Genomic DNA, 23,429 nt, shown 5'->3' with positions numbered 1-23,429 from the left:
TGGTCAGGTGGCAGGCGTGGTGTGCACGGCGCCGCCGAAGTAGAGGTCGGCGATTTCCGGGTTGGCCAGCACCGAGGAGGCCTCCCCTGTCAGCAGCACCCTCCCGCTTTCCATCACGATGCCGGTGGTGGCCATGCGCAACCCGAAACGCACGTTCTGCTCCACCATCAGCACGGCCTTGCCGCTGCCGCGCATGATCGCGACCGCCTCGTCGATTACGGTGAGCGACTTGGGATCCAGGCCCAGCGACGGCTCGTCGAGTAGGACCAATTTGGGGTCGAGCATCAACGAGCGGGCGAACTCCACCATGCGGCGCTGGCCGCCGGACAGGTTGCCGCAGCGGATCGAGGTCTTGTCGCGAACCAGCGGGAACATGTCGAGCACCTCGTCGTAACGTTGCCGCACCAACGCGCGCTGCCTGCGAATGATGTACGCGCCCATCAGGATGTTCTCCCGAACGGACAACGTGGAGAAGAGCCCGTTGCTCTGCGGCACCTGGGTGACGCCCCTGCCGAGCACGGCGTCGGGTGAAAGGCCGGTGATGTCGTCGCCGTCGAGCAGGATGCGGCCCGCGCTCGGCTTCAGCAGGCCACTGACCGCACGCAGGACGGTCGACTTCCCCGCGCCGTTGGGTCCGACGATGCAGCCGAGCTCGCCTGCTCCGACCTCGAGGTCGACGCCCTGCAGGACGTTGCCGCCGCCGTAGCCCGCAACCACTCCTTCGAGCCGAATCATGCCGGATTCCTCTCCACTGCAGGGACATTCGCGGCCTGCTTGGCCTTCGACCGCGCTTCGAGCAGGTAGTCGTCGCCGAGGTAGGCGTCGAGCACTAGCGGGTCCTTCTGAATCTGCTCGGGTGTGCCGTTGGCGATCACCGCGCCGCGCGCCAGCACCCGGATCGGGTCGCACAGGCCCACCACGAACGGCATGTTGTGTTCGACCAGCAGGAACGTGGTGCCCTTGGCGTTGAGATCGCGGATCAGATCGCCCATCCGCTCGATCAGGGTCGGGTTGATACCGCCTGCCGGCTCGTCGAGCAGGATCAGCTTCGGATCAAGCATGAGCACCTGGGCCAGCTCGACCAGCTTCTGCTGGCCGTAGGACAGCGACCCGGCACGGGCGTCGCGGTAGGCCGACATCCCTACGAACTCGAGCAGTTCGGCGGCGCGGGCGGCCTCCGAGCCGCTCACCGCGTCCAGTCCCAGTTGGCGCACCGAGAAGTCGCGCAACGGGGCGACGGTGTTCTCCAACACCGTCATCTCGCGGAACAGCCGGGTGATCTGGAAGGTTCGACCCACCCCGCGGTGGGCCCTCGACCACGGCGAAAGACGTTCCATGCGTTCGCCGTCGAGCAGGATCTCGCCTTGGTCGGCGATCATGGTGCCCGAGATCAGGTTGAACACCGTGGTCTTGCCCGACCCGTTGGGTCCGATCAGCGCGGTGATCGAGCCCTCGGGCACCGTGAAGCTGCAGTCGTTGACCGCGTGGTTGCCGCCGAAGCTCTTGTGCAGACCGCGGACCTCAAGCAGGGTGCGCCCCGTCGGCACGGGCCGCTTGACGTCGACCGGCAGGAGCGGGCGGTCCAACGGGTTGAGTCGAGCACCGGAAAGACCAACGGTCCCTTTGTTTCTCGCCTTCTCAAGCAGTGCCGCCACGGTCGGCAGGATGCCCTTGGGCAGCAGGATCACCAGCAGCACCAGCAGACCCCCGAACAGCACGAGGCGGGCGTTGCCGCCTCCGAAGGTGTCATTGGCGAAGGTGTTGACGGGTTGGATGATGAACGCGCCGAGCACCGGTCCGAACAGCGTGCCGCGCCCGCCGAGGATGACCGAGAGCACGATCAGCGCGCTGGTGACGATCGAGAACATGCCGGTCGGGTCGACGAACGACAGGTAGTAGCCGTACGCAGATCCGGCCATGCCGACGAACAGCGCGCTGGCGCCGAAGGCCAGCAGCTTGTACACGGGAGCGTTGACGCCGATCGTGCCTGCCTTGCCCTCGTCCTCGCGAATCGCGATGAGCCCCATACCGAATTTGGTGCGCCGGATGGCCCACGTCATCAGCAGCGACAGCGCCAACAGCGTCACGAGGACCAGGTGGAACGGCCAGTTGCCCCACGCGTCCGGCCAGTCCGGTAGCGGCAGGGTCAGCCCTGCGGTGCCGTTGGTCACCGGCACCCACTGAATGGCGACGAACTGCGCAAGGAACAGGAAGGCCACCGTGATGATCACGAACGCGGGTCCCCGGGAGCGGTAGGTCACCAGACCAAGCAGCATGGCGATCGCCGCGGCGAACACGCCGGCGACCGGCACCCACACCAGCGGCGGAACGTCGGGGATCCGGATGGCCAGGATTGCGCCAACGTAGGCACCGATACCGATGAAGGCGCCCTGGCTCAGTGACAGGTAGCCGGTGAAGCCGGTGATCACGTTGAGACCGCTGGCGCCGATGGCCAGCACCAGCGTCATGATCACCGTGTTCTGCGCGGATATGCTGGGCGACAAGGGGAATAGCACGATCACGGCGGCGGCGACCACGACGACGGCCCGAGTCACCAGCGTCTGCAGCCTGGGATCCAGCAGTCGGGCGGCCGAGGTCTTCGTTATGGTGCTCATGCGACCGCGTCCTCTCGTAGCCGGGTGCCGAGGATGCCCTGCGGGCGGGTGATCAGCACGACGATGATGACGAGGAAGGGCACCGCGACTGGCCAGGCCGCGCCGAGGTAGCTGGTGGCCGCGATCTCACCAACGCCGATGACGAGCGCCCCGAGGATGGCGCCGGGAAGGCTGCCAAGACCGCCGAGCACGACGATGGCCAGCAGTCGGGCGATCCACTGGTAGTGCGAGCCGGGCAGGAACGGGTAGATGGTGCTCAGCATCGCCCCGCCCGCGCCCAGCGTCGACACACCGATGGCGAAGGTGAGCGCGGCGATCGTGGCCACGCTCACCCCGACCAGCAGCGCACCGGCCTCGTTGGCAGAGGCGGCGCGGATGGCGCGACCCGCCCAGGTGTGGTTGAGCAGCAGGTAGAGACCGCCGAGGATCAGCATCGCGATGCCTGCGCCGATGAGCATCACCTGAGGTATGTACAACGGCCCCAACGCAATCGAGGCGTCGGTGTACGACACCCGGACCGCGGTGGACGTGTTGCCCCAGATGAAGCCCATGATCCCTTCCAGCATCAGAGCGATGCCGAAGGTGGCCAACACAGTCATGCTGACGTGGGATCCCCGGACGTGCCGGATCACCGCGACGTAGACCAGCCAGCCGACGGCGAACATCACCGCCATCACGATGGGAATCGACAGGATCGGGTCAAGCCCGAGGTGTTGCCACAGCGTGAAGGTCAGGAATGCCGCCAGCACCGCGAAGGCCCCGTGGGCGAGGTTGATCACCCGCATGACCCCGAAGATCAGTGTCAGCCCCGAGGCCATCAGCGCGTACAGCGCGCCGACCAGCAGGCCAAGGATGAGGGTTTGGATGAACGACGTCATGAGGTGAGACTCCTAGCGCTGCGTCGGTCCTGCGGCGTCAGATCGGGCCGCCCTGCCAATGGAGGATCTTGTCGGTGGTGGCGACATCGGTGGGCAGCACGACCTGCGAGACTCCGCCCTGCCACTGACCCACCAGGAACTCGCCCTTGGGGCTTCCGTCGGCGTTCCAGCTCAGCGGGCCGAGGATGGTTTGGACGGTGTTGTTGCGCAGCCAGTCAGCCAGCTTGGCCTGATCGTCGATGGAGCCGACTGCCGTGACGGCAGCGGCGAGCACCTGCCCTGCGGCGAATCCGTCGGCGGCGTCCTCGGGCGGGAGCCCGCCGAACTTCTCCCCGAACTTCTTGACGAACTCGGCGTTCTGATTCGTCTTGGCAAGTGAGCTGTAGCTCGACGAGAAGAACACGCCCTCGGCGTTCTGCTCTCCGACACCTTCGAGGTACTGCTGTCCGTAGGTGGGCGAGCTGCTCTGGTACACGATGGACGGCTTGTAGCCGGCACGGTTCATCGACCGGATCATGTTGACGCCATCCTCGAATTGTGCGCCCTGCACCACGATTTCGGCCCCGGCATCGCGCATGGCGTTGACGATGGGGTCGAAGTTCTTCGTCGTCGCCGGGTATTGGTCCTTGTAGACGGTCTTGATGCCCGCCGCGGACAGGATCTTCTCGGCTCCTTCGACCACCGGGCCCGCGAACGGATCATCCAGCGTCGGGTAGGCAGCGGTCTTCGGCCGCTGGTCGGCGGGCAGGTTGGCGATCCATTCGGCGAACACCTTGGCCTGGTCGGTGGCGACGGTCTGTTGGGAGAAGAAGATGTACTTGAAGCCCCGGTTGTACATGTCAGGCGAGCCGCAGGACGGGCAGACGAACAGCATCTTGTTCTTCTCGGCGACCGCCGAGGACGGGATGTTCAGCAGCGACGACTGGCTGCCAAGCACCAGATTGACCTTGTCCTTGGAAATCAGGTTGTTGTAATTGCTGACGGCCGTGTCCTGAGTCGTCGCATCGTCACGGACGATGACTTTTACCTGCTTGCCGAGCAGCCCACCCGCCTCGTTGGTCATCTCGACCCAGGTCTCGTACCCGTGCTGGGTGTCAAGGCCGCCCTGACTGAACTCACCGGTCAGCGGTAGCGAGGCGCCGATCGTGATGGTGTCCCCGTTGTTCGGGCTGTCCGCACTACACGCCGATACGGCGAGTGCGATGGCGGCGATCCCGACCATCGCGCGAAATGCAGTTGTTCTGCGCATGTCCAACCTCTCTGTCAGACCGATTGTCACTGCAATTTGCAATCGATTGCAGTGAATCGTGCCACAGTCCGAGGCGACCCGTCAACGGTTTGGGCACAGACTGCATCAACTGGTGCGCTTCACGTGAATGAATTCGTCACGGCCCCTTCCGCGCTCGCCGCCGCAAGAGCTATGCTCTGCCCGCAATCGATTGCAACTGCTTTCGAGCGCGCACACAGACCCAACGGAGTGGCAGATGACGTTGACCGACACCCATTTCGCCGAGCATGGACCCCTCGATCGCCAGGAGTGGGGCGCATTCATCGACGGCGCGTTCGTCCCGATGGGCCACGGCGCGACGTTCGAGGTCATCGAACCGTCGACGGCAACAACGCTTGCTCGGGTGGTGGCCGGTGACGCTGCCCTCGTCGACCAGGCGGTCTGCTCGGCGCGCGCCGCCCTGCCTGCATGGCGGTCGCTGAGCGGCAGGCAACGCGGCGCGTATCTGCGCGACGTCGCCGCTCACATTCGTTCGCATGCCGATGAGCTGGCCGAGCTGGTATCGCGCGAGAACGGCAAGCCCAAGCGCGACGCGCTGGCCAACGACGTTGCATTCAGCTCGAACTGCTTCGACTTCTTCGCAGGCCTCGGCGACACGCTGCCCGGCGAGATCATCGACCAGGGGCCCATCGAGACGCGGGTGATCTACGAGCCCTACGGCGTCGTGGCGTGCATCCTGCCCTTCAACTGGCCCCCGATCCACTTCGCCAAGAAAGGCGCCCCCGCGCTGGTCACCGGCAACACCGTGGTGATCAAACCGGGTGAGCAGGCGCCGCTGACGGTGCTGCGACTCGTCAAGATCGCGAACGAGGTGCTGCCGCCGGGGGTGCTCAACGCGGTGCCTGGCATCGCGGCGGGCGCCGCGCTGGCCACACATCCGAAGGTCGAGCGCATCAGCTTCACCGGGTCGACGGCCACCGGACGCCGCGTCCTGCAATCCGCTGCGGAGAATCTCACCTACGCGACCATGGAACTCGGCGGGAAGAACAGCCTCATGGTGCTCCCCGACGCCGACCTCGACCAGGCCGTCGAGATCGCGGTGGAGGGCATGTTCTACAACCAGGGCGAGGCGTGCACGTCGACTGCGCGCATCCTCGTGCACGACGAGGTTTACGACGCGTTCCTCGAGCAGTTCACCGCCAAGGCGGTCGCCCTCGTCGTCGGCGACGGGCTCGACGCGCGCACCGACATCGGCCCCATGGTCGACGCCAAGCAGCGCGACCGGGTGCTCGGCTATCTGCAAACGGCGATCGACGAAGGCGCGCGCATCGTCGGCAGGGGCGTCATACCGATGGACCCCGCATTTGCAGGCGGCTACTGGGTGCCGCCGACGGTGCTCGCCGACGTGACCCCGGATTCGACTGTGGGACAAGAGGAGATCTTCGGTCCCATCGCCCTGATCATGCGATTCTCGACGCTCGACGAGGCTGTCGAGATCGCCAATGGCACCGCGTACGGGTTGACGGCGGCGATCTGCAGTCGCGACGAGGCGCAGGCGTGGCACATCGCGCAGCGGCTCGAGGCGGGCATGGTCTTCGTCAACAACTACATGCGCCGCTCGTTCCTCGGCTCGCCCTTCGGCGGGGTGAAGGGCAGCGGGTTCGGACGGGAGAACGCACCCGAGACGCTGCACGAGTTCGTACGGTCGAAGGCCGTGCGGTTCCGCTCGGGACGTGGCGAGGTTCCGGTATGGCCACCCAAGCGTTGATGGCTCACCACTGATCGCGCGCACGCGCGGATGACGGACCAGGAGGCCCGGCTAGGCTCGACGGCCATGACGGTGACTCGGCTCCAGCCCTACGCCACCACGATCTTCGCGGAGATGTCGGCGTTGGCCGCGCGCATCGGCGCGGTGAATCTCGGCCAGGGCTTCCCCGACGAGGACGGCCCGCCTGCGATGCTGAAGACCGCCGAGAATGCCATCGCCGACGGGATCAACCAGTACCCGCCAGGACCCGGCATCCCTGCGCTGCGCGAGGCGATCGCCGCGCAGCGCAAACGCCACTACGGCGTCGAGTACGACCCGGACACCGAGGTGCTCGTCACGACCGGCGCGACCGAGGCGATCGCGGCGGCCGTCATCGGTCTGATCGAGCCGGGATCGGAAGTCGTCCTGATCGAGCCGTTCTACGACTCCTACTCCCCCGTGGTCGCCATGGCCGGGTGTCATCGGCTGACGGTTCCCCTGGTTGCCGACGGCCGGGGCTTCGCGATCGACGTCGACGCGTTGCGCACGACGATCACGCCACGGACCCGCGCGCTGATCGTCAACTCACCACACAACCCCACCGGCATGGTGGCCACCGACGCGGAGCTCTCCGCGATCGCGGAGATCGCGGTGACCAACGATCTCCTGGTGATCACCGACGAGGTGTACGAGCAGCTGGTGTACCCCAACTCTGCTGGCCATCGTCACCTGCCGTTGGCCGGCTACCCGGGGATGGCCGAGCGCACCGTCACCATCTCCAGTGCCGCGAAGATGTTCAACTGCACCGGATGGAAGATCGGGTGGGCCTGCGGGCCAAGCGAACTCATCGCCGGGGTGCGGGCCGCCAAGCAGTACCTGACCTACGTCAACGGGGCACCGTTCCAGCCCGCGGTGGCTCACGCGCTGGACACCGAGGATGCATGGGTAGCCGCGCTGAGGGAGTCGTTCCAGGCCAAGCGCGACCGGCTGGCCTCCGCGCTCACCGACATCGGCTTCGGCGTGCACGACAGCTTCGGCACCTACTTCCTGTGCGCCGACCCACGCCCGCTGGGGTACGCCGACAGCACGACGTTCTGCGCCGAGTTACCCGAGCGGGCCGGGGTGGCGGCCATCCCGATGTCGGCGTTCTGCGATCCCGGCGCGGCGCACATCGGCGACTGGAATCACCTGGTGCGCTTCGCATTCTGCAAACGTGACGACACGATGGAAGAGGCGATCAGGCGCCTTGGCGTGCTTCGCCAGGGTTGATCAGACCTGCTTCTGCCCTGGGATGCCCTCGTAGGCGATGTCACCGGTCTTCAGGTTCGACTTCGTCAGCGCGACCAGGCCGTCCAGAAACTTCTGCCGCTCGGTCACCACGTGCTGGATCGCGACGTCGACGTTGTCCTTCGTGATCGCGGGCATGATGTAGACCGGATCGGTCTTGACCTGCTCGCCCTTGACCAGCGCGTCGGCGACGGCCAGCCCAGCCGACAATTCGACGGTGCCGTTCTGCAGTGAAGTACCGATGAACTCGCCGCTCTTGACGGCGTTCAGGCCATCCTCGATACCGTCGATGCCGACGATCGGCACGCCGATGCGGCCCGCCTCCTTGAACGCCTGCAACGCGCCGAGGCCCATGTCGTCGTTCTGCGCAACCACGCCGTCGATCTGCGGCCCGAAACTGGAGATCCAGTTCTTGGTCTTGTTGACGGCCTCGTCGCGCTTCCAGTTGGCGGTGTCCTTGGCCAGCACCTTGATGCCGGGATACTTCGCCAGCACTTGGTCAATGCCCTTGCCGCGGTTGATCTCACCGGATCCGCCGAGTGGCCCCTGCAGGACGACGACGTTGCCCTTGCCACCGAGTCGGTCGGCCATCATCTGCATCTCCTGCGCACCGGCCGCAACGTCATCGGGCTGCACGTTCCCGGACAGCTCGGTGCTCTCCAACGCCGCGTTGACTGCCAGCAGCGGGATCTTCTTCGCCTTGGCCGATGCGACCTGCGGGCCAAGCGAATCCGCCTGCGCCGGAACCACGATGATGGCGTCGACGCCCTGGTTGATCAGCGAATCGACCTGGCTGGCCTGGGTAGAGACGTCGTTGTTGGCCGAGTTCCACAGCAGCTCGATGCCATTGGCCTTGGCGTAGGCGTCCATACCTTCCTTGCCTGCGGTGATGAACGAGCTCATGTCGTACACCGTCACGCCGATCCGGGTCTTGCCGTTGTTGGCCTCGGTGTCACCCGCGCCGCAGGCCGTCATCCCGAACCCCAGCGCGGCCGCCGAAGCGATGGCCGCGATCTTGGTGGTCAGTCTCATCGCTGCACTCCTCCTCATCGCTGCATTCCTCGGGGGAAATCGATCACTGCTGCTTCTGGCCAGGAATGCCTTCGTAGGCGATGTCGCCCGTCTTGAGGTTCTGTGCGGTCAGCTCACTGAGGCCGTCGAGGAACTTCTGCCGGTCGCTGACGACGTGCTGGTAGGCGACGTCGACGTTGTCCTTGGTGATCGCGGGCATCATGTAGACCGGCTCGGTGTTGACCTTCTCCTTCTTGACGAGGGCGTTGGTCACGGCGAGCCCGGCCGACAGCTCGACGGTGCCGTTCTGCAGCGAGGTACCGATGAATTCGCCGCTCTTCACCGCGTTCAGGCCGTCCTCGATGCCGTCGATGCCGACGATCGGCACGCCAGCGCGACCGGATTCCTTGAGCGCCTGAAGGGCACCGAGGCCCATGTCGTCGTTCTCGGACACCACGGCGTCGATCTGAGGCCCGAAGCCCGAGATCCAGTTCTTCACCTTGTTGACGGCTTCGTCGCGCTTCCAGTTGGCGGTGTCCTTGGCCAGCACCTTGATGTCGGGGTACTTGGCCAGGACCTGTTCGATACCCTTCGTGCGGTCGATCTCGCCGGACTGCCCAAGCGGACCCTGCAGGATGACGATGTTGCCCTTGCCGCCGAGGCGGTCGGCCATCATCTGCATCTCCTGCGCGCCCGCGGCGACGTCGTCGGGCTGCACGTTGCCCGCCACGTCCTTGTTGTTCAAGGCGGCGTTGACGGCCACCAGCGGGATGCCCTTTGACTTCGCGGTCTGCACTTGCGGGCCAAGCGAATCCGCTTGAATCGGAACGATGATGATGGCGTCAACGCCCTGGTTGATCAGCGAGTCGACTTGGTTGGCCTGCGTGGAGACGTCGCCGTTGGCGGAGTTCCACAGCAGCTCGATGTCGTTGGCCTTGGCATAGGCATCCATGCCTTCCTTGCCTGCGGTGATGAACGAGCTCATGTCGTACACCGTCACGCCGATCCGGGTCTTACCGCTCTTGGATTCGGTGTCACCCGCGCCGCAGGCGGTGAGGCCGAGTCCCAGCATTCCTGCGGAGGCGATCACGGCCAACTTCGTCGTCAGTCTCATCTATCTCTCACTCTCTTGGTGACGTTCGGTGGTGAAGGGTATTGCGTGCCAACGGATCACGTTCGTCTTCTGGTCGACCACACGTCGACGGCCACCGCCGCGACGATGAGCACACCCTTGATGACGTCCTGCCAATAGGCGGGCACCACCAGGATGTCCAGGCCGTTGTTCAGCGTCTGGATCATGAACAGGCCCAGCACCGTTCCCCATACGGTGCCGCGGCCGCCCATCAGGCTGGCGCCGCCGATGACCACGGCGGCGATGGCGTCGAGTTCGTAACCCTGCCCGAGGTTGGGTGGCCCGGAGATGACGCGCGAGGCCAACATCACCCCGGAGATGCCCGCCAGCAGACCGGAGAAGGCGTAGACACTGAACAGGACGTTCTTCGCGTTGATGCCTGCGATCTCAGCGGCATTGCGGTTGCCGCCGACGGCGTACACCCGCATCCCGTAGGTGGTCCGCTTCATCACCACGGCGAGAACCACGATGCCGATGATCATCACCAGCACCGGGATCTGCAGTCCCATGATCTTCGTGTTGGCGATCGAGCCGAACTCCGCGGGCAGACCGTTGATCGGGGCACCGCCACCGATGACATACGCAAGTCCGGAGCCCGCCGTCAGTGTGCCGAGCGTCGCGATGAACGGTGGAACGTTGATGCGCGACACCAGGATTCCGTTGACCGAACCGACCGCCAGTCCGACCACCATCGCGACGAGCACGGTCATCCATACCTGGCCGGGGTTGGCCTTGGCCGTCGCCGCGGACGCCATTGCCGATACCGCGATCACGCTTCCGACCGAGAGGTCGATGCCGCCGGTGAGGACCACCAGGGTCTGGCCAAGCGCGATCAGCGCGAACGGGGCGGCGGCGACCAGGATGGTCAGCAGGTTCTCGGGAGTGCTGAATCGTGCACTGCGGTAACTGAAGTACATGATCACCAGCAGCATCACGATGACCATCGAGTAGCGCAACGCCACTCCGGCGAACCACTCCCTTGACAGCAGACGGACCGGTTCACCGGTGGTCGGGGATGGAACGATCGCCTTGTCGATTTCGGGTGGGGTGTCGTCGGTGCTGAGACCGGTTGTCACGATTCTGCCTCCGGTGGTTCTGGCGAGCGCACGGCGGTTGAGGAGGGTTCGGGTGTCCGACCGCCGAGGGCGGTCGCCATCCGGAAGACGGATTCCTGCACGGCGTGATGATCGAGGGCGTCGCGGTCCAGTTCGCCGACGAGGGCGCCGCCCCGCATGACGAACGCCCGGTGCGACAACCCGACGATCTCGGGCATGTCCGACGAAGCCATCACGACGGCCATCCCGGCCGCCGCGAAATCGGTGATGATGCGGTAGATCTCGCTGCGCGCGCCCACGTCGACGCCGCGGGTCGGCTCGTCGAGCAGCAACACGTTGACGTCACCGGTGAGCCATCGGGCCAGGACGACCTTCTGCTGGTTGCCACCCGACAGCGTGCCGACGGACTGCTTCAACCCGTTGCTGTGCAGGTGGACGGACGACATCACGTCCGAGACGGCCTTGGTGCGCGACTTGCCGCGCAGCCAGCCGGCGACGGACAACGACGACAGTCGTGGCAGCGAGCCGTTGTCGAGCACGCTCATCGACAGGACGACGCCGGAGAGCTTGCGGTCCTCGGGGACCATCGCCATGCCCTCGGTGATCGCGGCGGCGGGGGCATTGCGCTTGACCCGCTTGCCCTTCACCGTGATCTCACCACCCGTGGTCTTCCTGGACCCGAAGACCGCTTCGAGCAGTTCGGTGCGGCCCGCCCCGACAAGGCCTGCAAGACCAAGGATCTCGCCGGCCCTCACCGAGAACGACACCGGCGCCGAAGCCCCAGCGACCTGCAGATCCTTGACCTCGAGCACCGCATCCGCTCTTGGCACGCCACGCTCGGGGAACAACGTGTCGAGTTCGCGGCCGATCATCGCGGTGACGATGTCGTCGTCGGACACTCCCTCGATGGGCTCGTCCATGATGAGTCCGCCATCGCGCAACACCACGACACGGTCGGCGATGGCGCGGATCTCGGCCATCTTGTGGGTGGTGTAGACCATCGCCACGCCGTGCTCACGCAGTCGGCGCACGATCTTGTAGAGGCCTTCGACCTCACGCTCGGAGATCGCCGACGTGGGCTCGTCGAGCATTACCACCTGGGCACCGGTGCGAGAGGCCTTGACGATCTCGACGATCTGCCGCATGCCGACCGGCAGGCTCCCCATCCGGGCCGTCGGCGAGATCGCGACGTCGAACGCCGCCAGGGTCTCCGCGGCCATGCCGATCATCGCGTGCCGGTTCAGGAATGGGCCGACCCGCAGTTCCCTTCCGACGAATAGGTTTTCGTAGACCGTCATGTCCTCGATGGACGCCAGCTCCTGCGGCACGATGGCCACGCCGTGCTTGACCGCATCGCGGGTATTGCCAGGGGCGAGGTGGCTGCCCTTGACCGAAACGGTGCCGTGATCGGCGCTGTACTGACCGCTGACGATCTTCATCAACGTCGACTTGCCAGCGCCGTTCTCGCCGGCCAGCGCGGTCACCGTCCCCGGCTGGAGATCAAGGGTGATGCCCTTGAGCACCGGCACCCCGCCGAAACTCTTGTGGATGTCGGCGCATTCGAGCACCGCCTGGCTCATCGGGATCTCCCGGGATCGCTTCCGACGGTGACGAGCACCTTGACGTTCTCCGCATCCGCCGACGCGGCGAACGCCTCCGCGGAATGTTCGAGATCGAACTCGGCGCTGATGATCTCGTCGACCGGCACCGCACCGGAAGCCAACATGTCGAGCGCGGCAATGAAGTCCTCGCGGACGTACATCAGGCTGCCGATCAGGGCCAACTCTCGGTCCTGGATGAGGTCCAGCGGCACAGGGGTGGCACCTGCGGCGACGCCGACGATCATGATCGCGCCGCCCTTGTCGACCAGCTCGACGGCCTGTGCCACCGAGCTCTCCCTCGCTACGCAGTCGATCACCACGGCAGCCGGGCCGCCGAGGAGCCTGCGTGCGGCGGCGATCGCGTCAGGTGCCGTCGGGTCGAACGTTCCAGCAGCACCGAGACGTTCGGCCCTGGCCCGCTTGGACTCCAGCAGGTCGGCGACGATCACCCTTGCTCCGACGTGCCGTGCCGCGAGTAGCGCGAAGAGCCCGATGGGTCCGGCGCCGATCACCACTACGGGCCGGTCGAACAGATCGCCGACAGTCTCCTCGGCCCGGCGCACCGCGTGCACCGGGGTGGCCAACGGCTCGATCAGCACGGCGTGCCGGTCGTCGAGTTCGTCGGCCAACCGGACCATCCTGTCCTCGGCGATGGTGAACGAGTCGGCCAGCGCACCGGGTGTCTGGCAGCCGAACACCTGCAACTCACGACAGATGTTGTACCGGCCGGAGCGGCACTGCGTACAGTGCCCGCACGCCAGATTCGGTTCGATCGTCACCCTTCTCCCGATCCAGGATTCGTCGACGCCGGGCCCGACCGCCTCGACAACGCCGACCGCTTCGTGGCCGGGCCGATAGGGCAGATCGATGAACGGATGGTGGCCGGACGCGGCGTGCAGGTCGGAACCGCAGATCCCGACGACGGTGGTCCGCACGCGGGCCTCGCCTGCGACGGGCACCGGTTCTGCCACCGTCTCCACGACGACGTCGTGGAGCCCGTTGACCACGACGCGCCGATTCACCGCCGCACCAGTCACCATGCGGTGTACCCGCCGTCCGCGACGAGCACCGAACCGGTGATGAACGAGGCAGCGTCGCTGGCCAGGAACACCACGCTCGGCGCGATCTCCTCGGGCAGGGCATAGCGCTGCTGCGGCGTGTCGTCGATCCAGTGCCGCTTGAACTCCGGCCGGTCGACGGGCGCCATTTCCGTCTTCACGTAGCCGGGTGCCAGAGCATTGACCCGGATTCCGAGCCGAGCCCATTCGGCGGCAAGCGATTTGGTGAGGTGGTGCACAGCGGCCTTCGAGGCGTTGTACGCGGGTTGCATCTGAGGTCGGTTGACGATGAGCGCGGAGATCGATCCGATGTTGACGATCGAGCCGCTACCCCGCTGGCGCATGTGCGCGCCCACGGCGAGCGAGCACGCCCACAGCGCCTTCACGTTGAGGTCGAATACCGCGTCCCATTCGCCTTCGGTGACCGTCCAGGACTCACCGTGATAGCAGGTGCCTGCGTTGTTGACCAGGATGTCGAGGTGCCCGAGGGCCTCGATGGCTTGGCCCGTCATCCGGTCGACGTCCGCGGCGCGGGTGATGTCGGCGGTGATCGGATGGATGCGATGGCCGGCGGCGGCCGCTTCTGCGACCACCTCGTCGTTGCGCTCGGCACTGCGTCCGGCGATCGCGACCTCCGCGCCCGCCTCGGCCAGGCCGATGGCGAACGCCTTGCCGAGCCCTTGGTTGCCGCCGGTCACCAGGGCGGTGCGCCCGGTCAGGTCGAACGGTGAGCGTCCCGTCACGACGGCCTCACGATCGACTTCAGGCTGGTCGGTTCGGTATCGCTGTCGAGGGCGTCGGCGACGTGTTCGAGGTCGTACCGGCCGGTCACCAGCGAGTCCAGATCGACTGCGCCCGAACTCACCAGATGTATTGCCGCGGGCCAGGTATCGGTGTACCGGAAGACCCCGGTGACGGTGATCTCCATGATCTGGATGTAGCCGATCGGCAGCGCGTAGTCACCAGGGCCCATGCCGACGAGCACCACCCGGCCCGCCGGGCCGACCGCCATGATTCCGCTGACCACGGCAGGCGGCGCACCGCTGGCGTCGACGAAGGCGTCGACTTGCGGGTCGAGCGCTGCGACGTCGTCGACGGCGGGATCGAGGACTTCGGTGGCGCCGAAGCGCAGCGCCCGTTCCCGACGCGACGCCACCAGATCGGTCACCACGATCCGGGAGGCGCCGAAGGCACGGGCGGCCTGGGCGCAGATCACGCCGATCGGCCCCGCGCCCGCGATGAGGACGGAGGAGCCGGGGACGATCCCGGCCTTGCGCATCGTGGCGATCGCCACCGAAAGCGGTTCGAGTAGTGCCGCCGCGTCGTCCGACATGGAATCCGGTACCGGATGGGCCATTTCGGCGCCGATGGTGACGTAGCGGCAGAACGCCCCGTCGACCGGCGGGGTGGCGTAGAACTTCATCTCGGGGCACATGTTGTAGCGGCCCGCGGCGCACTGCTTGCACCGGCGGCAGGGGTGCTGCGGCTCGACGGCGACACGCTGCCCCACCCGGTCTGCGTCGACACCGTCACCGACCGCGACGATGCGCCCCGATAGTTCGTGGCCGAGGATCATCGGTTCCTCGACGATGAAGTCGGCGATCCGGCCGTGCCGGTAGTAGTGCACGTCGGAGCCGCACACGCCGACGGCGGCGACCTCGACGAGGACTTCGTGCGGGCCGGGTGACGGGGTGGGACGGTCCTCGACCACGAGGGTGCCGACCCCTGTCATCACGCTCGCACGCATGGTGGGGCTGATCGGGGTGGCGCTACTCATGGTTTCCCTTCGTTCGAGATGGCAAACAGGCCAGGTGTTTCGGCGGTTCCGCCAAGCAGCGCCCGCCCGACGACGATGGAGCGGGCACCCGCGGTGACGCTGCGCTCGGCGACCGATTCGGTGACGCCGCCGTCGACGGCGACCGGCAGGTGGCCCGCGCAGGCCGCCACGACGTCCAGTCTTCTGATTGCACTGCGGCCCCGGCTCCCCGGTTCGATGAGCATGACCAGGAGCCCGTCGGGGGTGGCACGCCACGGCGGCGCCGACGGGTCGAGGCCGTCCCACTCCCGCCACAGCGCGATCCAGGCCGAGCTGCCAACGGCTCGAAGGGCGTTGGCCCGCCGCTCGGTGAACGCGTCCCACGGCAGAAACACCTTGGCGGGGCGCAAGTGCAGGATGCGGAGCAGCTTGGTGTCGACGAACTCGGGCGAACCGATCAGGTGCACCTCGACGCTGGACGAGCCGACGGCGGCGACGATGTCGGCCAGCTCGGCCATGCCCACCCCGGCGGGCAAGCCCTCCGTTTCGGCCATCACGTCGACGTGCACGGCCATCCCTGCCTCCGAGAGAGCGTGGGCGGCAGTGATCCTCGATCCGGGCGGCGCGGCGTACACCGAGCCGGCGAGCTGGCCGCGGAATCGGTAGTGCCACGGGGCGAGGTAGGGCGCCGCGGTCACGAGGCGGGCCCGCCGTCGATCAGCGGCGACTCGGCCACCGCCGCCCAGCGCGCCCGCAGCGCGGGCACGTCGCGACCGGTATGCCGCGGTACCGCGGCGGCCCGCACCGCGGGCTGCCAGCGCTTGGCGAGATCGACGAGGCCGCCGGTGTCGGCACCGGCGGCGACCGCCGCGGCCTGAATGCAGGCCCCGCGAGCAGTCGCCTCCTCGGCATCGAGGGTGACCACCTCCTCGCCCGACAGGTCGGCCAGCAGCTGTCGCGTTGCAGGCGAGCGCGACCCGCCACCCACCGCGGTGATTCGCGCGTTGAGTTCAACTCCACAGGCGCGCAGGTTGTCTCGTCCACTCAGCAGCGACAGCAGCGGCCCTTCGACGAACGACCGCGCCAACTCTGCACGACTGGTGTGCGAAGTGATGTCGACGAAGGTGCCACGGGCATCGGGGCGGTCGGGCTTGCGCTCGCCGTCGAGGAATGGCACCAACACCGGCCCCTGGGTATCGCCGGCGTCCAGCGCCAACTCGGTCAGCCCGTCGAGGTCGGTGCCAAGCAGCCGGGCGGCCACGTCGCCGACCCTTGCCGCGTTGAGGGTGCTGACGAGGGGCAGGTAGCCGCCGGTCAGGTCGGCCACCCCGTCGACCAATCCGCTGGGATCGAACACCGGGGTGCGCGACGACGTCGCCACGACGCCGGAGGTGCCGATGCCGAAGTACTGGTCCCCGTCGATCAGGCCGAGCCCGAGGTAGCCGGCGTGCTGGTCACCGCCCCCTGGGCCAACCAAGACTCCTGACGGCAATCCGAGCTGGTCGGCCGCTACGGCGCGCACGGTTCCTGCGACATCGGTCGGGTCAAGGACGGTCGGCAGCTTCGGCGCCCAATCGCGGGCGCCCGCAGCCAGATTCAGATACCCGGTGATCCATTCGCGGGCAGTGGCATCGAAGTAGCCGGTGCCCGATGCGTCGGAACGGTCGGTCACCCTGGCGCCTGTCAGCCAGTAGGTCAGGTAGTCGTGGGGCAGCAGGATCGTGGCCACTCGGTCCAGCAGGCCGGGTTCGTGTTCGGCGACCCAGGCGAGCTTGGCGATCGTGAATGCGGCCGTCGGCAACGACCCGATGCGAAGCACCCAGCGGCGCGTACCGATCCGGTCGGCCAGCCGGACCAGGTTGGGTGCGCCCGTGGTGTCGTTCCACAGCTTCGCGGCCCGCAGCGGCTGCCCCGCCGCGTCGAGCAGCACGAGCCCGTGGCACTGCGCGGCCACCGAGATGGCGCGGACGGTGACGGGCCGCTCGCAGGAGGCGAGTGCGGCGCGGGTCGCCGCGACGAACGCCGCCACCCAGTCGCTGGGGTGCTGCTCGCTGCGGGGCGGGAAGGCGGGCGGGTGCGGTGCCGCGCCGGTACCCAGCAGTTGTCCGGTGTCGACGTCACGCAGCTCGACCTTGCAGGATTGCGTCGACGAATCGACGCCGAGCACGGCGTTCATCGTCGGACCACCTGAGCCGATTCGTCGCCGGGCTGACGGCCGCGGGCTCCGACGCCACCCGCGGGGTGACTGTCGACGACGTCTTCCACGGTGTGGCCGCGAAGTGCCATGGAGACCACGGCCAGCGCGTCTCCCCATGCCCCGACCGCAAGCGTGCTGGCCATGGCGATCATGTCGCCGGGGTCGGCGTCGGCCGGGGTCGGAGGCAGGGCGACCACCTCGGTGGCGGCAAGCGCGAACGACGAGCCGGGGTTCTCGGTCAGAGCGACGACGTCAACACCGCGGCGGACGAAGCGCTCGACCAGGCTGGTCAGCTCGCTCGAGAGGCCGGTCTTCGAGACGGCGAGCACCAGGTCCGACGCGGTGACGGCACCCATGCCGCCGTGCAGGGCGTCCATCGATGGCAGGTAAACCGCGGGTGTTCCGCACACGGACAACAGATGAGCGAGACGCTCGGCCATGATCCCGGACGTGCCCGAACCGGTGGTGACGACCTTGCCGGGCGTCGCCAGTACCCGGCGGGCGATGCGGATCACGTCCGTCTCCACGCTGGTGACGAGCGCGGCCAGCGCGTTTGCCTCCCTGGACAGCACGGCGCTGGCCAGATCGGCCAACTCCGCGTCGCCCGTGCTCATCTGATGTCTCCAATACTCACATGTTGTTGTGATCCAGATCATGCAACCCCTATGCTCATGTGTCAACACACCCGCACACATGAGCGGAGTGCCAGAATGGCGACCAGATTCCGAAGGGAGCGCGACGATGGGTCCGGACGAACTGTTCCAGCGCGCCGTCATCGCGCGCCGCTACTACCTCGAAGGCCGCACGCGGATCCAGATCGCCGAGGAGTTCGGCATCTCCCGGTTCAAGGTGGCCCGTGAACTCGACGAAGCGCTGTCCACCGGGATGGTCGAGATCACCATCCACAACCCCGGTTCCATCGATGTGGAGTTGTCCACCCAACTGCAGCGGCAATTCGGGCTCGAACACGCCTATGTCGTCGTGACCGATGAACACACCCCCGACGAACGTGCCGACGCCGTCGCAAAGGCGACCGCCGAGTTGTTGCAATCCATCCTCCGCGAGGAGGACGTTCTTGGTGTCGACTGCGGACGCACCCTGAACAAGGTGGCCAACCACCTGACCTCCCTGCCGCGCAGCGACCTCGTCCAGCTGACCGGAATGGCAGGCGCGCTCAACTCGAACGGGGCCGATCTGGTTCGGCGGCTCAGTGAGATCAGCGGAGGCAAGACGTGGCCGATGTACGCGCCGTTGGTGGTGGCGGATGCCCGCACCGCGGCGAGCCTGTCCGGCAACCATCAGATCCAGGAAACCGTTGCCCGCCATGCCAAGGTCACGTGCGCGATCGTGTCGATCGGCGCATGGCGCCCCGGCGCGTCGCAGGTCTATCAGGCCCTGACCACCGACGACGCCCACGAATTGGAGCGCGCTGGCGTGTGCGCCGAAGCCTGCGCGCTGCTGCTGGACGTCGACGGCGTTCGGATGCCTGGCCTTGACGAGCGCCGGATGGGCGTCGACGAGGCGACGCTGCGGGCGATCCCGACGGTGATCGGGGTGGCCGCGGGCCCGCAGAAGATCGCCGCTACGCGGGCGGTCCTGCGCTCGGGACTCGTTTCGTCCATCGTCACCGACGCCGGGATCGCTGCCGCGGTCCTGGCCTGAATTCGGATTGGCTCCCCAAATGTCGCAACCCGTAGTAGATCTCGACTTTCGGCTGGACGACAAGGTCGCCCTCATCACGGGCGGCGCATCGGGAATCGGCGCCGCCATCGGTGCGGCGTTCGCCACCAAGGGCGCCACCGTCGCCATTGCCGATCTCTCCGATGGCTGCGAATTTCATTGCAACGTCGCAGATCCCGACTCGGTGCAACACACCGTCGACGCGGCCATCGACGCCTACGGACGAATCGACATCCTGGTCAACAGTGCGGGCATCGCGCGGCTCGGCCCCGCTGAAGAGCTGTCGCTGAAGGACTGGGACGCGACCATCGACGTCAATCTCAAGGGCACGTTCCTGATGTGCCAGGCCGTCGGAACCCGGATGCTGGCCGCCGGTCACGGCGTCATCATCAACATGGCGTCTCAGGCCGCCACCGTCGCACTCGACGCGCACGTGGCGTACTGCGCGTCGAAGTTCGGCGTGGTGGGCGTCTCCAAAGTCCTCGCCGCCGAATGGGCGGGCCGGGGTGTGCGGGTCAACACCATCTCACCGACGGTGGTGCTGACCGAACTCGGACACCAGGCGTGGGACGGGCCGCGTGGTGACGAACTCAAGAAGCTCATCCCAACGGGCCGGTTCGCATACCCCGACGAGATCGGAGCTGCCGCGGTGTATCTCGCCTCCGATGCCGCGGGCATGGTCAACGGTGCCGACCTCGTCATCGACGGCGGCTACACCATCAAATAGTCAGATCGATGCGGCAACTTCCCAGAGCAACTGCCGATCCGCGGCCACGCCACGCAGCGGGCTCAACACGAGGTCCGTCGCCCCCGCATCGCGGTAGCGCTGCAGCTGCGCGCGCACCGTTGCGGCCGCGCCGACGGCTGCCAGCTCCGCCACGGAGTCGACACCCTCCCGTGCGATGACCTTCTGATACGACGGGATCGTCGTGTAGAAGCCGAGGACCTCCGCGGCGGCGGCGCGACCCGCGTCGACGTCGTCGGTCACCAGTACGGGCACGGCCGCGATGATGCGCGGTTTCGGGCGGCCCGCATCGGCGGCGGCCTCGGCGATGGTCGGCAGGATGAACTCCGCGATGGTGCGCGGCCCGGCGAGATAGGGCAACGTGCCGTCGGCCAACTCGCCCGTCACCCGTAAGGCCTTGGGCCCCATGGCCGCGACGTACACCGGAAGCGGCGTGCCGCCCGGCAGTGCGACGGGCCACTCGGGGGCCGCGGTGAACTCCGTGCCGTGGAAGTCAACCGCGCCGGTGTCGATGATCGATCGGAGCACCTGGAGGTGTTCGCGGAGCCGTTCGATGGTGTTGGGCCACGCCGTGCCGAACGCCTGCGCTTCTGGTGCGTGTGCGCCGAGCCCAAGCCCGAGGCTGAAGTTCCCGTGCGAGGCCGCCTGTGCGGTTTGCGCCTGCGACGCGAGCGTCAGCGGGTGCCGCGGGTTGACCGGAACGACGAACGTGCCGACGCCAAGGCCCGGCACCACGGCGCCGATCAGCCCCGCGAGGGCGATCGCATCGTGATCGAACTGCTGGGCCAGCCAGACCTGACGGACCCCTAGGGCGAAGGCCTCGCGGGCCTGGTCGATGACGTCGTCGACGGCGTTGGCGGCCGACTCAGACCGATTGAGCACTACTCCTGTGGGCATACTGCGGACAACCGACCGACGTGGCGAAGGCATTCCCTTCGGCTCACCGTGCGCCTTTCCCGTCGGGCTCATACTGTGCCGACATGACCAGTGCGGCCCCCGCGAGCGGTATCGACATCACGGCGCTGACCAAGACCTTCAAGATGGGGCGCCGATCGGTCGAGGCGTTGCAAGCGGTCGACCTGCACACACCGAAGGATGCGTTCCTCGCGCTGCTGGGACCGTCGGGATGTGGCAAATCGACGGTGCTGCGCATTCTGGCGGGCTTGGACCAGCCCACCAGCGGAACCGCACTGATCAACGGAGAGTCACCGAGCGAACTGCGCAAACATCACGAACTCGGCATCGCCTTTCAGGATTCGGCGTTGTTGCCGTGGCGCAGTGTCATCTCCAACATCAAGCTGCCGTTGCAGGTGGCGGGCATCCCCGCCGAACCAGGCCTGATCGCCGACCTGGTCAAGCTGGTCGGGCTCGAGGGATTCGAGAAGGCCAAACCCGCGCAGCTCTCCGGCGGTATGCGACAGCGGGTGTCGATCGCCCGCGCTCTGGTCGTCAAGCCGACGGTACTGCTGCTCGACGAGCCGTTCGGCGCCCTCGACGACATGACAAGGCAACGACTCAACGTCGAACTCCTGCGCATCTGGACCGAGAAGCCCGCGACGACGCTGATGGTCACCCACGGCATCGCCGAAGCCGTGTTCCTTTCGGACGTCGTCGCCGTCATGAGCCCGAGACCGGGCCGGGTGATCGAAACGGTGCCGATCGACCTTCCGCGTCCGCGCACCCCCGACATCATGCGCACGCCCGAGTTTCACCGAATCCACGACTATCTGACCGAGTTGTTGTTCGGCCGGTCCGACGGCGCACGGGGAATCGCGTGACGGGTCGTCCGCCATGGTTCAAAGTCTTCTCCCGTCGCTTCGCTCGCCCTGGCGGCTTCTCCCGTCGCTTCGCTCGCCCTGGTGGTGCCGTCGGGATCGGCGGCCTGCTTCTGGTGTGGTGGCTCCTCGCCGCAATGGGGGCGGCCGGCGGAACCATACCGACGCCGGTCGACGTGATCTCCACGATGGCCCGCGATGGCACGGCCCTGTACTGGCCTAACTTCGCGGTCACGTCGAGCGGCGCTCTGCAGGGCTTCCTCTGGGGCAATGGCTTGGCGATCGCCCTCGCGGTCCTCGTGGTCCTGATTCCGCCCGTTGAGTCCCTTGCCACCCAGCTGGCGATCTTGAGCTACTGCACCCCCCTGCTGGCGCTGGGCCCGATCATCCTGGTGGTGTTCGGCGGTCGGGCGCCGACGATATTCCTTGCGGCGATGTACTGCTTCTTCACCACGATGGTCGGCACGCTGACCGGACTGCGGTCGGCGGACAAGGCCAGCCTCGACCTGGTCGAGGCCTACGGCGGCGGGAAGTGGCAGAAGTTCACCAAGGTCCGGCTGTTCGCTGCCGCGCCGAATACCTTTGCAGCACTGAAGATCGCGGCGCCATCGGCGGTGCTCGGTGCGATCCTCGGCGAGTATCTCGGCGGTGTCGACAGCGGAATCGGCGTCGCGCTGACCGCCGCGCAGACCTCCTTCAACGTGCCGCGCACGTGGGGCCTTGCCATCGCGGCGGCGGCGATGGCGGGCCTTGGCTATGCCATCGTCTCCGTCGTGGCGTGGGCGGCGACGCCATGGACAGCTGCGTCGTCGGCAAGGGCAGCGCAATCATGAACTCGAGCCTGCGTCGTATCGGCCGCTTCCTTGGCCCGCTGGCCATCTCGATGACGCTGCTCTTCGCGCTGTGGTATTTGTTCCTCGCGGTCTTCCCACAGGTCGGGCCCCGCGTTGGCAAGTCGCCGACGGACGTATGGCGCTACCTGTTCAGCGGCCCGACGAGTCACACGGCTCGGGCCAACCTGCTTGACAATCTCCAGATCACCTTGCGCGACGCATCGATCGGCTTCGTCTCGGGAATCGCTGCAGCGGTGGTCGTTGCCACGTTGTTCGTCCTATTCGCCAGCCTGGAACAGACGCTGCTGCCGATCGCCGTGCTGCTGCGGTCGGTGCCCCTGGTGGCCATGACACCGATCATCGTCCTGGTGTTCGGGCGCGGCCTTGGTGCAGTGGCAGTGATGGCCGGAATCGTGGTCTTCTTCCCCGCGCTGGTGATGATCATGGCGGGCCTGCGGGAAGCACCACGGCAGGCGCAGGAACTCGTCGAGGCCTACGGTGGCAATCGGTGGACCGCGCTGTACATGGTCGCGATCCCGTCGTCGTTGCCTTCGCTGTTCGCGGCGGCCAGGGTCTCGGTCCCTGGCGCGCTGATCGGCGCCTTGATCGGTGAATGGCTGGGCAGCGGTGAAGGTTTGGGCTCCAGCCTGATCAAGTCGATACCGCGTTATCAGTACAACGAGCTGTGGGCATCGGTCGCCATCGTGACCATCGTCTCGATCCTGCTCTACGCCGTCGTCGGCGTGCTCGAGAGTCTCGTCCTTGCGCGTTTCGGTCCGGACGCAGGGCGGCCATCCTGACAACTCCCTGCCTGGCGCTTAGTCTTCGACG

Annotated in this window: 22 protein-coding genes; 7 read left to right on the top strand and 15 right to left on the bottom strand. The window is 67.0% G+C overall.

Annotated features, from left to right (window positions below):
* Positions 1–3 precede the first annotated feature (3 nt).
* Genes HNP02_RS11205 through HNP02_RS11190 form a run of 4 tightly spaced genes read right to left on the bottom strand, consistent with a single transcriptional unit; the run spans position 4 to position 4,742 of the window.
* The gene (locus tag HNP02_RS11205; RefSeq protein WP_184438149.1) at positions 4–735 is read right to left on the bottom strand and encodes an ABC transporter ATP-binding protein; all 732 of its coding nucleotides are present in this window, start codon (positions 733–735) and stop codon (positions 4–6) included.
* A complete protein-coding gene (locus tag HNP02_RS11200; protein WP_184438147.1) occupies positions 732–2,615 on the bottom strand; it encodes a branched-chain amino acid ABC transporter ATP-binding protein/permease in 1,884 nt (627 codons plus the stop codon). Before HNP02_RS11200 ends, HNP02_RS11205 begins: the two co-directional genes overlap by 4 nt.
* Entirely contained in the window at positions 2,612–3,493 is an 882-nt protein-coding gene (locus tag HNP02_RS11195) for a branched-chain amino acid ABC transporter permease (RefSeq protein WP_184438145.1), read from the bottom strand. Before HNP02_RS11195 ends, HNP02_RS11200 begins: the two co-directional genes overlap by 4 nt.
* A gap of 37 nt (positions 3,494–3,530) precedes the next feature.
* Positions 3,531–4,742 carry an amino acid ABC transporter substrate-binding protein gene (locus tag HNP02_RS11190; protein ID WP_184438143.1) on the bottom strand — a complete coding sequence of 404 codons (1,212 nt, stop codon included), beginning with the start codon at positions 4,740–4,742 and terminating at the stop codon, positions 3,531–3,533.
* 235 nt (positions 4,743–4,977) lie between these two features.
* Between HNP02_RS11190 and HNP02_RS11185 the strand changes: the two genes are divergently transcribed.
* Both HNP02_RS11185 and HNP02_RS11180 read left to right on the top strand, forming a co-directional pair.
* Entirely contained in the window at positions 4,978–6,489 is a 1,512-nt protein-coding gene (locus HNP02_RS11185; RefSeq protein ID WP_221317460.1) for an aldehyde dehydrogenase, read from the top strand.
* Between the two features lie 66 nt (positions 6,490–6,555).
* The gene (locus HNP02_RS11180; RefSeq protein ID WP_184438141.1) at positions 6,556–7,737 is read left to right on the top strand and encodes a pyridoxal phosphate-dependent aminotransferase; all 1,182 of its coding nucleotides are present in this window, start codon (positions 6,556–6,558) and stop codon (positions 7,735–7,737) included.
* Here HNP02_RS11180 and HNP02_RS11175 read toward each other — a convergent pair whose 3' ends face one another.
* The 10 genes from HNP02_RS11175 to HNP02_RS11130 are packed head-to-tail and all read right to left on the bottom strand — an operon-like array spanning position 7,738 to position 18,179.
* Positions 7,738–8,787 (bottom strand): substrate-binding domain-containing protein, encoded by a 1,050-nt coding sequence (locus HNP02_RS11175; protein WP_184438139.1) that lies wholly within the window; start codon positions 8,785–8,787, stop codon positions 7,738–7,740.
* A 43-nt stretch (positions 8,788–8,830) separates the two neighbouring features.
* A complete protein-coding gene (locus HNP02_RS11170; protein WP_184438137.1) occupies positions 8,831–9,880 on the bottom strand; it encodes a substrate-binding domain-containing protein in 1,050 nt (349 codons plus the stop codon).
* Positions 9,881–9,936: 56 nt separating this feature from the next.
* Positions 9,937–10,974 carry an ABC transporter permease gene (locus tag HNP02_RS11165; RefSeq protein ID WP_309241510.1) on the bottom strand — a complete coding sequence of 346 codons (1,038 nt, stop codon included), beginning with the start codon at positions 10,972–10,974 and terminating at the stop codon, positions 9,937–9,939.
* A complete protein-coding gene (locus tag HNP02_RS11160; protein WP_184438135.1) occupies positions 10,971–12,533 on the bottom strand; it encodes a sugar ABC transporter ATP-binding protein in 1,563 nt (520 codons plus the stop codon). The genes HNP02_RS11165 and HNP02_RS11160 overlap by 4 nt, the downstream gene beginning before the upstream one ends.
* Positions 12,530–13,594 carry a zinc-binding dehydrogenase gene (locus tag HNP02_RS11155; RefSeq protein ID WP_184438133.1) on the bottom strand — a complete coding sequence of 355 codons (1,065 nt, stop codon included), beginning with the start codon at positions 13,592–13,594 and terminating at the stop codon, positions 12,530–12,532. Before HNP02_RS11155 ends, HNP02_RS11160 begins: the two co-directional genes overlap by 4 nt.
* Positions 13,588–14,355 carry an SDR family NAD(P)-dependent oxidoreductase gene (locus tag HNP02_RS11150; RefSeq protein WP_184438131.1) on the bottom strand — a complete coding sequence of 256 codons (768 nt, stop codon included), beginning with the start codon at positions 14,353–14,355 and terminating at the stop codon, positions 13,588–13,590. Before HNP02_RS11150 ends, HNP02_RS11155 begins: the two co-directional genes overlap by 7 nt.
* Positions 14,352–15,389 carry an NAD(P)-dependent alcohol dehydrogenase gene (locus HNP02_RS11145; RefSeq protein WP_184438128.1) on the bottom strand — a complete coding sequence of 346 codons (1,038 nt, stop codon included), beginning with the start codon at positions 15,387–15,389 and terminating at the stop codon, positions 14,352–14,354. Before HNP02_RS11145 ends, HNP02_RS11150 begins: the two co-directional genes overlap by 4 nt.
* On the bottom strand, positions 15,386–16,066 hold the full coding sequence (locus HNP02_RS11140; RefSeq protein ID WP_184438126.1) for a ribulose phosphate epimerase: 681 nt from the start codon (positions 16,064–16,066) through the stop codon (positions 15,386–15,388). Before HNP02_RS11140 ends, HNP02_RS11145 begins: the two co-directional genes overlap by 4 nt.
* Positions 16,063–17,544, bottom strand: a complete 1,482-nt coding sequence (gene xylB / locus HNP02_RS11135) for a xylulokinase (protein ID WP_184438124.1) — start codon at positions 17,542–17,544, stop codon at positions 16,063–16,065. The genes HNP02_RS11140 and xylB overlap by 4 nt, the downstream gene beginning before the upstream one ends.
* Positions 17,541–18,179: an SIS domain-containing protein gene (locus tag HNP02_RS11130; RefSeq protein ID WP_184438122.1), complete on the bottom strand. Its 639-nt coding sequence runs from the start codon at positions 18,177–18,179 to the stop codon at positions 17,541–17,543. The genes xylB and HNP02_RS11130 overlap by 4 nt, the downstream gene beginning before the upstream one ends.
* A 127-nt stretch (positions 18,180–18,306) precedes the next feature.
* On the opposite strand from HNP02_RS11130, the gene HNP02_RS11125 reads away from it, so the two are divergent.
* Both HNP02_RS11125 and HNP02_RS11120 read left to right on the top strand, forming a co-directional pair.
* The gene (locus HNP02_RS11125; protein WP_184438120.1) at positions 18,307–19,227 is read left to right on the top strand and encodes a sugar-binding transcriptional regulator; all 921 of its coding nucleotides are present in this window, start codon (positions 18,307–18,309) and stop codon (positions 19,225–19,227) included.
* A gap of 19 nt (positions 19,228–19,246) precedes the next feature.
* The gene (locus HNP02_RS11120; RefSeq protein WP_184438119.1) at positions 19,247–19,972 is read left to right on the top strand and encodes a GolD/DthD family dehydrogenase; all 726 of its coding nucleotides are present in this window, start codon (positions 19,247–19,249) and stop codon (positions 19,970–19,972) included.
* On the opposite strand, the gene HNP02_RS11115 is transcribed toward HNP02_RS11120, so the two are convergent.
* Positions 19,973–20,887, bottom strand: a complete 915-nt coding sequence (locus HNP02_RS11115) for a TIGR03564 family F420-dependent LLM class oxidoreductase (RefSeq protein ID WP_184438118.1) — start codon at positions 20,885–20,887, stop codon at positions 19,973–19,975. It lies immediately after the preceding gene.
* A gap of 83 nt (positions 20,888–20,970) precedes the next feature.
* Here HNP02_RS11115 and HNP02_RS11110 point away from each other — a divergent pair, with 83 nt between their 5' ends.
* The 3 genes from HNP02_RS11110 (at position 20,971) to HNP02_RS11100 (ending at position 23,398) form a co-directional block, all read left to right on the top strand.
* Entirely contained in the window at positions 20,971–21,768 is a 798-nt protein-coding gene (locus HNP02_RS11110; protein WP_184438117.1) for an ABC transporter ATP-binding protein, read from the top strand.
* A gap of 134 nt (positions 21,769–21,902) precedes the next feature.
* Positions 21,903–22,598, top strand: a complete 696-nt coding sequence (locus tag HNP02_RS11105; RefSeq protein WP_184438910.1) for an ABC transporter permease — start codon at positions 21,903–21,905, stop codon at positions 22,596–22,598.
* On the top strand, positions 22,559–23,398 hold the full coding sequence (locus HNP02_RS11100) for an ABC transporter permease (RefSeq protein ID WP_255506428.1): 840 nt from the start codon (positions 22,559–22,561) through the stop codon (positions 23,396–23,398). The genes HNP02_RS11105 and HNP02_RS11100 overlap by 40 nt, the downstream gene beginning before the upstream one ends.
* Positions 23,399–23,429: the final 31 nt, after the last annotated feature.

Source organism: Mycobacterium sp. AZCC_0083 (genome assembly GCF_014202335.1).
Lineage (GTDB): Bacteria > Actinomycetota > Actinomycetes > Mycobacteriales > Mycobacteriaceae > Mycobacterium.
The sequence above is the reverse complement of the archived record's forward strand: the minus strand, read 5'-3'. Positions and strand labels throughout refer to the sequence as shown.

Bases quoted from the DNA above. Each gene is read 5' to 3' on its own strand.
- HNP02_RS11205 (WP_184438149.1), bottom strand. From the start codon at position 735: ATGATTCGGCTCGAAGGAGTGGTTGCGGGCTACGGCGGCGGCAACGTC.
- HNP02_RS11200 (WP_184438147.1), bottom strand. From the start codon at position 2,615: ATGAGCACCATAACGAAGACCTCGGCCGCCCGACTGCTGGATCCCAGG.
- HNP02_RS11195 (WP_184438145.1), bottom strand. From the start codon at position 3,493: ATGACGTCGTTCATCCAAACCCTCATCCTTGGCCTGCTGGTCGGCGCG.
- HNP02_RS11190 (WP_184438143.1), bottom strand. From the start codon at position 4,742: ATGCGCAGAACAACTGCATTTCGCGCGATGGTCGGGATCGCCGCCATC.
- HNP02_RS11185 (WP_221317460.1), top strand. From the start codon at position 4,978: ATGACGTTGACCGACACCCATTTCGCCGAGCATGGACCCCTCGATCGC.
- HNP02_RS11180 (WP_184438141.1), top strand. From the start codon at position 6,556: ATGACGGTGACTCGGCTCCAGCCCTACGCCACCACGATCTTCGCGGAG.
- HNP02_RS11175 (WP_184438139.1), bottom strand. From the start codon at position 8,787: ATGAGACTGACCACCAAGATCGCGGCCATCGCTTCGGCGGCCGCGCTG.
- HNP02_RS11170 (WP_184438137.1), bottom strand. From the start codon at position 9,880: ATGAGACTGACGACGAAGTTGGCCGTGATCGCCTCCGCAGGAATGCTG.
- HNP02_RS11160 (WP_184438135.1), bottom strand. From the start codon at position 12,533: ATGAGCCAGGCGGTGCTCGAATGCGCCGACATCCACAAGAGTTTCGGC.
- HNP02_RS11155 (WP_184438133.1), bottom strand. From the start codon at position 13,594: ATGGTGACTGGTGCGGCGGTGAATCGGCGCGTCGTGGTCAACGGGCTC.
- HNP02_RS11145 (WP_184438128.1), bottom strand. From the start codon at position 15,389: ATGAGTAGCGCCACCCCGATCAGCCCCACCATGCGTGCGAGCGTGATG.
- xylB (WP_184438124.1), bottom strand. From the start codon at position 17,544: ATGAACGCCGTGCTCGGCGTCGATTCGTCGACGCAATCCTGCAAGGTC.
- HNP02_RS11130 (WP_184438122.1), bottom strand. From the start codon at position 18,179: ATGAGCACGGGCGACGCGGAGTTGGCCGATCTGGCCAGCGCCGTGCTG.
- HNP02_RS11125 (WP_184438120.1), top strand. From the start codon at position 18,307: ATGGGTCCGGACGAACTGTTCCAGCGCGCCGTCATCGCGCGCCGCTAC.
- HNP02_RS11120 (WP_184438119.1), top strand. From the start codon at position 19,247: ATGTCGCAACCCGTAGTAGATCTCGACTTTCGGCTGGACGACAAGGTC.
- HNP02_RS11115 (WP_184438118.1), bottom strand. From the start codon at position 20,887: ATGCCCACAGGAGTAGTGCTCAATCGGTCTGAGTCGGCCGCCAACGCC.
- HNP02_RS11110 (WP_184438117.1), top strand. From the start codon at position 20,971: ATGACCAGTGCGGCCCCCGCGAGCGGTATCGACATCACGGCGCTGACC.
- HNP02_RS11105 (WP_184438910.1), top strand. From the start codon at position 21,903: ATGGGGGCGGCCGGCGGAACCATACCGACGCCGGTCGACGTGATCTCC.
- HNP02_RS11100 (WP_255506428.1), top strand. From the start codon at position 22,559: ATGGACAGCTGCGTCGTCGGCAAGGGCAGCGCAATCATGAACTCGAGC.